The sequence below is a fragment of the Nocardia sp. NBC_01327 genome (genome assembly GCF_035958815.1).
In the GTDB taxonomy this organism is placed as follows: Bacteria; Actinomycetota; Actinomycetes; order Mycobacteriales; family Mycobacteriaceae; genus Nocardia.
In genome coordinates this window covers 59,460-71,525 of sequence record NZ_CP108383.1, presented here as the reverse complement: position 1 = coordinate 71,525, position 12,066 = coordinate 59,460, and the positions used below count along the sequence as shown (strand labels likewise).

At 67.4% G+C, this 12,066-nt stretch carries 9 protein-coding genes; 6 read left to right on the top strand and 3 right to left on the bottom strand.

The window, feature by feature from the left end; translation table 11 throughout:
• Nucleotides 1-13: 13 nt before the first annotated feature.
• From OG326_RS00310 to OG326_RS00285, 6 genes are read left to right on the top strand one after another with little or no spacing between them, the layout of a single operon-like run.
• Nucleotides 14-1,162: an acyl-CoA dehydrogenase family protein gene (locus OG326_RS00310; protein ID WP_327146305.1), complete on the top strand. Its 1,149-nt coding sequence runs from the start codon at nucleotides 14-16 to the stop codon at nucleotides 1,160-1,162.
• Nucleotides 1,159-2,763, top strand: coding sequence for an acyl-CoA carboxylase subunit beta (locus tag OG326_RS00305; RefSeq protein ID WP_327142622.1), 1,605 nt, complete (start codon nucleotides 1,159-1,161; stop codon nucleotides 2,761-2,763). The genes OG326_RS00310 and OG326_RS00305 overlap by 4 nt, the downstream gene beginning before the upstream one ends.
• Nucleotides 2,764-2,771: 8 nt before the next feature.
• A complete protein-coding gene (locus OG326_RS00300) occupies nucleotides 2,772-4,766 on the top strand; it encodes an acetyl/propionyl/methylcrotonyl-CoA carboxylase subunit alpha (RefSeq protein WP_327142621.1) in 1,995 nt (664 codons plus the stop codon).
• 3 nt (nucleotides 4,767-4,769) lie between these two features.
• Nucleotides 4,770-5,933 carry an acyl-CoA dehydrogenase family protein gene (locus OG326_RS00295; RefSeq protein WP_327142620.1) on the top strand — a complete coding sequence of 388 codons (1,164 nt, stop codon included), beginning with the start codon at nucleotides 4,770-4,772 and terminating at the stop codon, nucleotides 5,931-5,933.
• Between the two features lie 33 nt (nucleotides 5,934-5,966).
• Nucleotides 5,967-6,752 carry an enoyl-CoA hydratase family protein gene (locus tag OG326_RS00290; RefSeq protein ID WP_327142619.1) on the top strand — a complete coding sequence of 262 codons (786 nt, stop codon included), beginning with the start codon at nucleotides 5,967-5,969 and terminating at the stop codon, nucleotides 6,750-6,752.
• Nucleotides 6,753-6,757: 5 nt separating this feature from the next.
• Complete coding sequence (locus OG326_RS00285) at nucleotides 6,758-7,375, top strand: TetR/AcrR family transcriptional regulator (protein ID WP_327142618.1); 618 nt, start codon at nucleotides 6,758-6,760, stop codon at nucleotides 7,373-7,375.
• Between the two features lie 507 nt (nucleotides 7,376-7,882).
• On the opposite strand, the gene OG326_RS00280 is transcribed toward OG326_RS00285, so the two are convergent.
• From OG326_RS00280 to OG326_RS00270, 3 genes are all read right to left on the bottom strand, one after another.
• On the bottom strand, nucleotides 7,883-9,937 hold the full coding sequence (locus OG326_RS00280; RefSeq protein ID WP_327142617.1) for a glycosyltransferase family 39 protein: 2,055 nt from the start codon (nucleotides 9,935-9,937) through the stop codon (nucleotides 7,883-7,885).
• A complete protein-coding gene (locus OG326_RS00275; protein WP_442790894.1) occupies nucleotides 9,934-11,190 on the bottom strand; it encodes a glycosyltransferase in 1,257 nt (418 codons plus the stop codon). The genes OG326_RS00280 and OG326_RS00275 overlap by 4 nt, the downstream gene beginning before the upstream one ends.
• 372 nt (nucleotides 11,191-11,562) lie before the next feature.
• Nucleotides 11,563-12,009: a hypothetical protein gene (locus OG326_RS00270; RefSeq protein WP_327142616.1), complete on the bottom strand. Its 447-nt coding sequence runs from the start codon at nucleotides 12,007-12,009 to the stop codon at nucleotides 11,563-11,565.
• Nucleotides 12,010-12,066 lie beyond the last annotated feature (57 nt).

Here is a 12,066-nt window from a genome sequence, read left to right as displayed (position 1 = left end):
CAGCATGAGCTATGTGAACCAGTGGGAGACGCCCGAGCGGCGCGAATTGCGCGCCACCGTGCGCGGATTCACCGAGCGCGAGGTGCTGCCGTACCTGAACGACTGGGAGCGGGACGGTCTGCTCCCGCGTGAGCTGCACAAGAAGGCCGGTGCGCTGGGCCTGCTCGGCATCCAGTTCCCGGAGTCCGCGGGCGGTTCCAGCGGCGATCCCATCGACGCGGCGATCGTGTGCGAGGAAATGCATTACGCCGGTGGCTCGGGCGGCCTGTTCGCCTCGCTGTTCACCTGCGGAATCGCCGTGCCGCACATCATCGCCTCCGGCAATGCCGAGCACATCGAGCGCTGGGTGAAGCCGACCCTCGCGGGCGAGCTGATCGGCTCGCTGGCCATTACCGAGCCCGGCGGCGGCTCCGATGTCGGGCACCTCACCACCAGTGCGGTCCGCGACGGCGATGAGTTCATCGTCAACGGCGCGAAGACCTTCATCACGTCCGGCGTGCGCGCCGACTATGTGGTGACGGCCGTGCGCACGGGAGGCAAAGGCGCGGCGGGGGTTTCGCTGCTCGTGGTGGAGAAGGGCACGCCCGGATTCACCGTCAGCCGCAAGCTGGACAAGATGGGCTGGCTCTGCTCCGATACGGCGGAACTGTCGTATGTGGATGTGCGCGTACCGGTCTCGAATCTGGTCGGCCCGGAGAATTCCGGATTCGCCCAGATCGCCAATGCTTTCGTGAGCGAGCGGGTCGGCCTGGCCACCCAGTCCTACGCGCACGCGCAGCGCTGCCTGGACCTCACCCTGGCCTGGTGCCGCGACCGCGAGACCTTCGGCCGCCCGCTCATCAGCCGCCAGGCCGTGCAGAACACGCTGTCGGAGATGGCCCGGCGCATCGATGTGGCCCGGGTGTACTCCCGGCATGTGGCCGAACGCGCCGCGAGCGGTGAGACCGATCTGATCGCCGAGGTGTGCTTCGCCAAGAACACCGCCGTCGAGACGGCGGAGTGGGTGGCCCACCAGGCCGTGCAGCTGTTCGGCGGGCTCGGCTACATGCGTGAGTCCGAGGTCGAGCGCCAGTACCGTGATGTGCGCATTCTCGGTATCGGCGGCGGCACCAACGAGATCCTGACCGCCCTGGCGGCAAAGCGATTGGGGTTCCAGTCTTGAGTATTCTGCGCACCTCCGTAGATCCGAAGTCGGCGGACTATCAGGCCGCCGCCGAGGCGATGACGGCCAAACTCGACGAGGTCGAAGCCGAGTACGAGAAGAACATCGCCGGCGGCGGGCCGGACAAGATGGCGCGGCATCGCAAGCGCGGCAAGCTGACCGCGCGCGAGCGCATCGAACTGCTGCTCGACGAGGATTCGCCGTTCCTGGAGCTGGCGCCGCTCGCCGCGTGGGGCAGCGATTTCCATGTCGGCGCCAGCGTCATCGCGGGCATCGGCATTGTCGAAGGCGTCGAGTGCATGATCGTGGCGCCCGATCCGACCGTGCGCGGCGGCACCTCGAATCCGTGGACGCTGCGAAAGAACCTGCGCATGAACGATATCGCGCTGGAGAACCGCCTGCCGGTCATCGGCCTGGTGGAGTCCGGCGGTGCGGATCTGCCCACGCAGAAAGAGGTTTTCGTCCCGGGCGGCCGCATGTTCCGCGACCTGACCCGCCTGTCGGCAGCCGGAATACCCACCATCGCACTGGTTTTCGGCAATTCGACCGCCGGTGGCGCGTACATCCCCGGCATGTCCGACTACACCGTGATGATCAAGGATCGCTCCAAGGTGTTCCTCGGCGGCCCGCCGCTGGTGAAGATGGCCACCGGCGAGGAGTCCGACGACGAATCCCTGGGCGGCGCCGAAATGCACGCTCGCGTATCGGGTTTGGCGGACTATCTGGCCGTCGACGAGCAGGACGCGATTCGCCTCGGCCGCTCGATCATCCGCCGGTTGAACTGGGAGAAGAAGGGCCCGGCCCCGCGTGCGATCACCGAGGTGATCGAACCGCTGTACAGCCAGGAGGAGCTGGTCGGCATCGTGCCGGGCGACCTCAAGATCCCGTTCGACCCCCGCGAGGTCATCGCCCGCGTGGTGGACGGTTCCGATTTCGACGAGTTCAAGCCGCTCTACGGCTCCAGCCTGGTCACGGGATGGGCTGAGCTGCACGGGTATCCGGTCGGTATTCTGGCCAATGCCCGCGGCGTGCTCTTCTCGGAGGAGGCGCAGAAGGCTGCCCAGTTCATCCAGCTGGCCAATCAGAAGAACACCCCACTGCTGTTCCTGCACAACACCACCGGCTACATGGTCGGCAAGGAGTACGAGCAGAAGGGCATCATCAAGCACGGCGCGATGATGATCAATGCGGTGTCCAATTCGAAGGTGCCGCATATTTCGCTGCTCATGGGCGCGTCCTACGGCGCGGGCCACTACGGCATGTGCGGTCGCGCCTACGATCCGCGCTTCGTATTCGCCTGGCCCAGTGCGAAATCCGCCGTCATGGGCGGTGCGCAGCTGGCGGGTGTCATCTCCATTGTCGGCCGGGCCGCCAATGAGGCGCGCGGCATTCCGTTCGACGAGGCCGCCGATGCCGGTATCCGCGCCATGATCGAGGCGCAGATCGAGGCCGAATCGCTGCCCATGTTCATGTCGGGCCGCCTCTACGACGACGGCGTCATCGATCCCCGCGATACCCGCACGGTATTGGGAATGGCCTTGTCCGCCATCCACAATGCCCCGATCAAGGGCGCCGAGGGCTTCGGCGTCTTCCGAATGTGAGTGCGGTTATGGACATTACGAACGTGCTGGTCGCCAATCGCGGCGAGATCGCGCGCCGGGTATTCGCCACCTGCCGCCGCATGGGAATCGCTACCACCGCGGTGTATTCGGATGCCGATGCCGCCGCACCGCATGTGGCCGAGGCCGATGCCGCCATCCGGTTGCCGGGCAATACCCCGGCCGAGACCTACCTGCGCAGTGACCTGATCATCGCGGCGGCACTGGCCGCCGGAGCCGACGCCGTTCACCCCGGCTACGGATTCCTGTCGGAGAACGCCGAATTCGCGCGCGCCGTCCTGGATGCGGGCCTGACCTGGATCGGCCCGCCGGTCGCGGCCATCGAGCAGATGGGCTCCAAGGTCGAGTCCAAGAAGATGATGGACGCCGCCGGTGTCCCGGTGCTGGCCGAACTCGATCCGGCCGAGGTCACCGCGGATATGCTCCCGGTGCTCATCAAGGCTTCCGCCGGTGGCGGCGGCCGCGGTATGCGCGTGGTGCGCGACCTCGCCGAGCTGACCGAGCAGCTGGAGGGCGCACGGCGCGAGGCGGCGTCGGCCTTCGGCGATCCGACCGTGTTCTGTGAGCGCTACCTGGAGACCGGCCGTCATATCGAGGTCCAGGTCATGGCCGATACGCAGGGCGCCGTGTGGACCGTCAGCGAGCGTGAATGCTCCATCCAGCGTCGCCATCAGAAGGTTGTCGAAGAAGCGCCGTCGCCGCTCGTCGAGAAGATCGACGGGATGCGGGCGCGGCTGTTCGAGGCGGCCCGGCTGGCGACCGAAGCCATCGGTTACGAGGGTGCGGGCACCGTCGAATTCCTGGCGGACGAGAAGGGCGACTTCTTCTTCCTGGAGATGAATACCCGTCTGCAGGTGGAACATCCGGTCACCGAACAGGTCACCGGACTCGATCTGGTGCGCCTGCAATTGCAGGTGGCCGCGGGTCGCCCGCTGCCCGCGCAGCAGCCGGCCATGCGCGGCCACTCCATCGAGGTTCGGCTCTACGCCGAGGATCCGGCGCACGACTGGCAGCCGCAGAGCGGTCCGGTGCACAAGCTCGACATCCCCGGCACCCTGGGTGAATTCACCGTTCTGACCGAGCCGGGCGTACGCCTGGACACCGGTGTGGTGGACGGTTCCGTGGTCGGCGTGCACTACGACCCGATGCTGTCGAAGGTCATCTCCTACGCCGACACTCGCGACGAGGCCGCGCACCTGCTGGCATCGGCCTTGCAGCGCGCCAAGATCCACGGCCTGGTCACCAATCGGGACCTGCTGGTGCGGGTGCTGCGGCATCCGGCCTTCCTGGCGGGGGACACCGATACCGCCTTCTTCGCCACCCACGGTCTGGACGCGCTGTCCGCACCGCTGGCGTCGGAGTCGGAGGAGGCGCTGTCCATCGTGGCCGCCGCTCTCGCGGACGCTGCCGCCAATCGCCATGCGGCACGGGTCGTGCGGGGCACGCCCAGCGGCTGGCGAAATCTGCCGTCGCAGCCCCAGTCCAAGTCCTACGAGAGCCGCCTGACCGGTAAGCACGAGGTGCGCTACCGGCTCACCCGCGCCGGTGTCGAGGTCGAGGGTCATCCGGATCTCGAATTGGTCGAAGCCACACCGGATCTGGTGATCCTGCAGGTGCCGGGGGAGCGCGGTGCGGTGCGCCGCCGCTTCGAGATCGCCCGCTACGGCGATCTGGTGGCCGTCGATTCCCCGCTCGGCCCGGTGGCGGTGCGCCGCCTGCCGCGTTTCGAGGATCCGGCCGATCAGGTGGCCGAGGGCTCACTGCTCGCGCCCATGCCCGGCGCGGTCATCCGCGTCGCGGCGGAAGCGGGCAGCCGGGTCGAGAAGGGTCAGCCGATCCTGTGGCTGGAGGCGATGAAGATGGAGCACACCATCGCCGCGCCCGTCGCCGGAATCCTCACCGAATTGAACGTCAGCACCGGCCAGCAGGTCGAGGTCGGCGCCGTACTCGCCGTGGTCCAGGCCGACAGCGAAGATCAGGAGTAGGCAATGAGTTTCGTGGAAACCGACGAACAGAAGGCGCTGCGCGCCGCGGTCGCTCAGCTGGCCGCGAAGTACAACTTCCGCGATTACGCCGGACCCAAGGCCCGCAAGGGTGAGCCGTTCGACGAATTGTGGGACGAGGCAGGCAAACTCGGCTTCCTCGGCGTGAACCTGCCGGAGGAGTACGGCGGTGGCGGCGCGGGCATCTACGAGCTGGCGCTGGTGCAGGAGGAATTGGCCGCGCGCGGCTGCGGTCTGCTGCTCATGGTGGTGTCCCCGGCCATCTGCGGCACCATCATCACCAAGTACGGCACCGAGGCGCAGAAGCAGGAATGGCTGACCAAGCTGGCCGACGGCTCCGGCAAGATGGTCTTCGGCATTACCGAGCCGGACGCCGGTTCCAATTCGCACAAGATCACCACCACCGCGCGGCGCGACGGTGAGGACTGGATCCTCAGCGGCCGCAAGATCTTCATCTCCGGTGTGGATCAGGCCGAGGCCGTGCTCATCGTGGCCCGCAGCGAGAATGCCAAGACCGGCAATCTGCAGCCCGCCCTGTTCATCGTCCCCACCGATGCCCCCGGCTTCGTGAAGACGAAGCAGGAGATGGACATTATCGAGCCGGACAATCAGTTCACGCTCTTCCTCGATGATGTGCGCCTGCCCGCCACCGCGCTGGTCGGCAAGGAGGACGCCGCCATCGCGCAGCTGTTCGCCGGACTCAATCCCGAGCGCATCATGGGCGCGGCCATGGCCGTGGGCATGGGCCGCTACGCCATCGACCAGGCCGTCGCCTACGCCAAGGAGCGCTCGGTCTGGAAGGGTGTGCCGATCGGTGCGCACCAGGGCATTTCGCATCCGCTGGCCCAGGTGAAGATCGAACTGGAGCTGGCCAAGCTCATGATGCAGAAGGCCGCGCACCTCTACGACGCCGGTGACGAATTCGGTGCGGCCGAGGCGGCCAATATGTCGAAATACGCTGCGGCGGAGGCCAGTATCAAGGCGCTCGATCAGTCCATCCAGACGCACGGCGGGGCGGGGCTGACCTCCGATGTCGGCCTGGCCGGCATGCTCGCCGCCTCGCGCATCGCCCGGGTGGCCCCGGTCAGTCGCGAAATGATCCTCAACTTCGTCGCGCAGCATTCGCTCGGCCTGCCCCGGTCGTACTGAGCCGCAACGATATTCGAGAAGCCAGGAGATCTCATGAGTGATACCGCCCCCGACGCGCCGTTCGTGCGCTACGAGGTGCAGGACGGGTTCGCCGTGCTCACCCTCGATTCCCCGCACAATCGCAATGCGCTCTCCTCCCGCCTGGTGACGGAGCTGTTGCAGGGGCTCGGCCGTGCGGCCGAGGACACCGAGGTGCGCGGGGTGGTGCTCACTCACACCGGCAATACCTTCTGTGCCGGTGCGGATCTGCGCGAGGCCATCGACGCCGATCCGTCGGCGGCCGCGGAGATCCGGACCGGCTGGATGGTGCAGGTGCTGCGCCGCATCCTGGAACTGCCCAAGCCGGTGCTCGCCCGGATCGACGGCAATGTGCGCGCCGGCGGCATGGGCATCGTCGCGGCCTGCGATATCGCGGTCGCGGGTCGCGGCAGCAGTTTCGCGCTCACCGAGGCACGGCTGGGGCTGGCCCCCTTCGTGATTTCGCTGACGTTGCTGCCGCGGATGACCTCCCGTGCCGCCGCCCGCTACTTCCAGACCGGCGAGACCTTCGACGCCGCGGAGGCCGAGCGCACCGGACTCATCACCCTTGCCGCCGACGATCCGGTCGCCGAGGTGAATGAGCTGCTCAGCGCGCTGCGCAAGGGGTCGCCGCAGGGTCTGGCCGAGAGCAAGCGGCTCACCACCGCGGCCACGCTGCGCGAGTTCGACGGTTATGCCGACACCCTGGCCAAGCGCTCGGGCAGCTTCTTCGGCACCGCCGAGGTGATCGAGGGCATGACGGCCTTCTTCGAGCGCCGCCCACCGAGCTGGGCACAATAGCCACCATGGCTACACCCCACGAACCCAAGCAGGACCGCAGCCGGGCCACCCGGCAGCGGCTGCTGGAGGCGACCATCGACTGCCTGGCCGAAACCGGCTGGGCAGCGGCGACGGTCGCCGTGGTCGCCGAACGGGCCGGGGTGTCGCGCGGCGCGGCACAGCATCACTTCCCGACCCGGGAAGACCTGATCACCGCCGCCCTGGAGTACATGTTCGACACCCGCATGGCTCAGTCGCTGGCCGACTCCAAGGCCATCGGCGAGGTGGCCGCGGGCGTGGGACGCACCGAGGCCGTGGTGACGGCGCTGGTCGAGGGCTTCACCACGCCACTGTTCAAGGCGGCCCTGCAGGTGTGGACACACGCCGCCGCGGATCCCGCACTGCGCGAACGCATCGTTCCCCTCGAGGCCCGCTTCGGCCGTGTCTCGCACCGCATGGCGGTGGAAGCGCTCGGCGTGGACGACTCGGATCCCGTTGCGCACCACCTGGTTCAGGCCACCCTCGACCTCGCGCGCGGCCTCGGACTGGCCGATGTGCTCACCGACGACTCCCTGCGTCGCAAGGAAATCGTCCAGCAGTGGGCCGCCACGCTGCACACCGCGCTTGCCGCCACCCAGCACTGATCGCGGATCCATTCTCGGGGCCACCCCCGTCATCCCGGCATGCTTTCTGCCGGGATCCACGCATGCTGGCCGGAAGTCCGGGGTAGATCCCGGCCGAAAACGCGCCGCGATGGCAGGGGTGCAGGGGCGTCGCACCGGCGGTGACGGCTGCCACGATTGCCGTATCGGGTGCTGCGAATCACGCCTGAACTGCGGCGATACGTGAACTGCATCATTGTTGGGCGCTTGTCCAGTGGCATACGTTGGGCGCAACTCTGAACCCGATCCGCGAAGGACAATGCTGTGCCCATCATCGATCTCGGCTCTGCCGCACTGAATCTCGCGAATGTTGTCACCAGCATCGCGTCCAACATCACGTACCTGCTGCACGCGTGGGGCCTGGCCTGATTCAGTCGCCTCACCGGTGGTAATACGTCACTGGCGATAGACAACAGAACGCCCGTCCCGCTACTGCGGTGACGGGCGTTCTGCTGTCCCCTGGCTACCGGCTGCCCGGTCGCGAGGCTTTTACTGCGGGGTGACGGTCTTCGGTGCGGTCAGGTCGTAGAGGGTTACCCCGTCGACCTCCTTTGCGGTGAAGTTCGCCTGCACCCACTTGGAGATTTCGGAACTCGCATTGCTGCCGCCGGTCCCGGCGGTGCCGCCGCGGCCGCCGCCGCCACCGTCACCACTGCTGATGAAGTAGTGGATCTCGCCGCCGGCGACATCCTGCTGGAACTGCTGCAGCGTCGGCGACGGATCGCTGCCGTTGAAGCCGCCGATCGGCATGACCGGCAGTTGTGTGGCCAGCTGGAATCCGGCGGCGCTATTGGAGCCGATGGCCGCGGCCACCCAGGTGTAGGAGTCGCCGTTCGCCGCCAGCAGAGCGGTGACCTGTGCGCTCGGCTTGCTGGCCATCATGAGCCCGCCTGCCGCGCCGCCCATACGATCGCCGCCGCCCCAGCCTGCCGCTCCGGGACCTTGGCCCGCGCCCGCTCCCTGGCCTGCGCCCGGTCCGGCATTGTTGCGATGATTGCCGGCTGCCGCGTTCGGGCCACGATTGCCGCCGCCCTGTCGCGGTCCGCCGAAGCCACCGAAGCCGCCACGAACTGCCGGTCCGGCACTGGGGATCGGTCCCTCGTGTCCGGTCGCGAGAGTGTCCACGGTGTAGGCGAGCGGTCCGGCGAGGCCGATGAGCACAGCGGCGCTCGCCGCGACCAGCGACAGCTTGCGCGGCAGCGGGATCAGCAGTGCCACCGTGGCGGCGATACCGGCGATCAGCACCGTCCAGCGCAACCACGGCTGGAAGGATTCGGTGCGGGAGAGCAACATCCACGACGTCGCGACGGTCAGTCCGAGTGCCAGCGCCAATGTCACACGCACCCAGGGCTTTTCGCGTTCGCCCCAGAGCTGCACCACGCCGATGCCGATCAAAGCCGCCACCGCCGGGGCCAAGGCCACCGTGTAGTACTGGTGGAAAATGCCCTTCATGAAGCTGAAGACCAGCCCGGTGGTGAGCAGCCAGCCGCCCCACATGATGAGTGCGGCACGCTTCTGATCGGTGCGAGCGAGCTTGCCGCGCAGGACGAGTCCGGCCACCAGCAGCACCAGGGCCGCCGGGATGAGCCAGCCGATCTGCCCGCCCTGTGCGGGCTGGAACAGGCGGGTGATGCCGGTTTCGCCCCACATGCCGTGCCCGCCGGCTCCGCCGCCCGGCCCGCCGCCGCCGGTACTGCCGGTCTCATCGCCATTGAGGCGGCCGAGGCCGTTGTAGCCGAAGGTCAGTTCGAGAATCGAATTGTGCTGGGAGCCACCGAAGTACGGGTGGTCGTCATCCGGCCACAGTTCCGCGATGAGCAGCCACCAGCCCGCACCGGCCACCATGGCGGCGCCCGCCGTGAACAGCTGCACAATGCGCTTGCCGAGCTTGGGCGGACCGGCGATGAGGTAGGCCAGCGCCAGCGGGGGCACCACCAGCAGCACCTGCAGCTGTTTGGTCAGGAAGCCGAGGCCGAGGAATACCCCGGCGGAAAGCAGCCAGCGCCAGCGCCCGTCCTCCACCGCCCGGGTCATGGCCCAGGTGCCGGCGACCATGAGCAGCACCAGCAGCGCGTCCGGATTGTCGAACCGGAACATCAGTGCCGCAACGGGAGTCACGGCCAGAACCAGTCCGGCCAGCAGCCCGGCGACCGGGCCGAAGCTCCGGCGCACGGTCGCCCACAGCAGCGCCACCGAGGCCACGCCGATGAGCGCCTGCGGCAGCAGCACGCTCCAGTAGTGCAGTCCGAAGATTCGCACCGAGATTTCCATCGGCCACAGCGACAGCGGGGTCTTGTCCACCGTGATGGAGTTCGCGCCGTCGGAGGAGCCGAAGAAGAAGGCCTTCCAGGACACCGAACCCGCCTGCACCGCAGCGGCATAGAACGAATTCGCCCAGCCGTTGATGGACAGGTTCTGCAGATAGGCGACCGCGGTCCCGATCAGCAGCACCGCCAGCGCCGGGTATTCCCAGCGCCGGTTGCGCGTCTGTGTGGGAGGCAGGTCGGGAGCGATCGGCCGGGGATCGGCCAGGGTCGCCGTCACGGGCGGATCCCGGTCACGGTCGCCCGGTGCGGCGAGGCGCCGGCCTGGCGAAAGACCCAGCGCAGGCCCACGAATCGGATCAGGGTGGCCAGCAGGTTGGCGATGACCAGCACCGCCAGTTCCAGGTGCACGGCGGAGTCCGGCGCCCAATGGTGCAGGGCGAAGAGCGATCCGCTGGTCAGGAACAGGCCGATGCCGAAGAGCAGCAGCCCCTGGAGCTGGTGCGATACCGCCTGCGTGGCGCCGCGCACGCCGAAGGTGAAGGTGCGGTTGGCCGCGGTGTTCGCGACGGCGGTGATGAGCAGTGCCAGGAAGTTGGCGACCTGTGCGCCCGTGAACGACTGCAGCAGGACATACAGCAGCATGTAGGCGAGCGTGGAGCCGATGCCGACGATGCCGAACCGCACCAGCTGCCCGACCATGCCCAGCGGCACGCCCTCCATGAGCGGTTCCCGGCCGATGGCCGCGCGCAGCTCATTGATGGGCAGCCGGCCGCTGCCCAGCGCGCGCCCGACTCGCCACACGCCCTGCAGATCCTTGCGGGCGGTGTCGATGATGTCGACGCTGCTGTCCGGATCGTCGATCCAGTCCACCGGCACCTCGTGGATGCGTAGCCCGATGCGCTCGGCCAGTACCAGTAGCTCGGTGTCGAAGAACCATTCGCCGTCCTCCACCAGCGGCAGCACCATGCGGGCCACCTGGGCGCGCATGGCCTTGAAACCGCATTGCGCGTCGGAGAACTTGGCCTGCAGCGAGGTGCGCAGGATGAGGTTGTAGCAGCGCGAGATGAATTCGCGCTTGGGTCCGCGGACCACCCGCGAGGAAGCGGCGAGCCGGGTGCCGATGGCCAGATCGGAGTGTCCGGAGACCAGCGGCGCCACCAGCGGCAGCAGGGCGTTCAGATCGGTCGAGAGATCGACGTCCATATACGCGACGACCTGTGCGTCGGAGCCCTGCCAGACCTCACGCAGTGCCCGGCCGCGGCCCTTGCGATCGAGGTGCACCACACGCACCCCCTCGAGCTGAGCGGCGAGATGCTTCGCCACCTGCATGGTGGAATCGGTGGATGCGTTGTCGGCGATGGTGATTCGCGCCGTGAACGGGAAATTGTCATTGAGAAACGCGTGCAGCCGCAGCACACACGGCCCGAGGTCGGCTTCCTCGTTGTAGACAGGAATGACCACATCCACAACGGGCGTGGTCAAGGACTCTACTGGTGCTGCCGCCCGGACGGCGGTCACGGTCTCCGACATGATCACTACGTTCGTCGGCCACGCTGGGCCAGGACTGCGGCAGAGCTGGGAAGTTCCTGGGAGCATGTTGCTGTTTGTTCGCGACTGTGCGCTATCGATCAGCTATCGCGGCAGGTCGCTGCGCCGCCGACGGTCTGTACATAAGCCGCAAAAAACCCATGTGGGTGCTGGTGAACAGTGGAAAGCCGCCGGGGACGCACTCGGAATTAAAGCATCAAATGAGATTGCTACATATTCGCTGCAACGATCTCAACCCCCAGCTATCGGGCCTGGAACAGGTGCCTTCATAGCCGTCGATCGACACCGGCGGAATGGTTCCGAGCGCAGTGATCCGAGCGGGATCACTGCGCCGGGGCGGCACTGCCGGAAGGTCTAGCCGCTGAGCGAACCGAGCAGGTTGGTGAGCGAGCTGCCCGAGGAGGTGCCCTGGGTGACGGTGACATTCACCGGACCGGGTTCGGGGGTCGCGGCGGACAGGTAGCCGATGGCGACCCAGAGTGAGTGGGCGCCAACGGTGTTCGGGGTCCAGTTCACCGAGATCTGCTGGTGTGCGCTGGTGGTGAAGCCGTCGGCGATCTTGACCCGATTGGTGGGGTCGTTGTTGACATTGTCGTAGACGCTGTAGCTGGCGCCGGTGAACTGGCTGCCGTCGAAGGACAGCTGGTAGGTCTGGCCCGTCTGGTAGGCGGAGCCGGACAGGGTGAGGCCGTTATTGGTGACGTCGGCGGCCGCGAACGGAGCGGCCAGCGCGACGGCGGCGGTGAGGGCTGCGATGCCCGCCGTGACCGCGCCGATGCGGTGGGCCTTGGTGTTCTTCATGATCAGAAACGTTATCGGCTCAGATTGGCCCCGGACAAGACCGAAAACTAGGGTCTG

Excerpts from the sequence above, each read along its gene's own strand:
- OG326_RS00300 (WP_327142621.1), top strand. The coding sequence starts at position 2,772 with ATGGACATTACGAACGTGCTGGTCGCCAATCGCGGCGAGATCGCGCGC.
- OG326_RS00295 (WP_327142620.1), top strand. The coding sequence starts at position 4,770 with ATGAGTTTCGTGGAAACCGACGAACAGAAGGCGCTGCGCGCCGCGGTC.
- OG326_RS00290 (WP_327142619.1), top strand. The coding sequence starts at position 5,967 with ATGAGTGATACCGCCCCCGACGCGCCGTTCGTGCGCTACGAGGTGCAG.
- OG326_RS00285 (WP_327142618.1), top strand. The coding sequence starts at position 6,758 with ATGGCTACACCCCACGAACCCAAGCAGGACCGCAGCCGGGCCACCCGG.
- OG326_RS00275 (WP_442790894.1), bottom strand. The coding sequence starts at position 11,190 with ATGTCGGAGACCGTGACCGCCGTCCGGGCGGCAGCACCAGTAGAGTCC.
- OG326_RS00270 (WP_327142616.1), bottom strand. The coding sequence starts at position 12,009 with ATGAAGAACACCAAGGCCCACCGCATCGGCGCGGTCACGGCGGGCATC.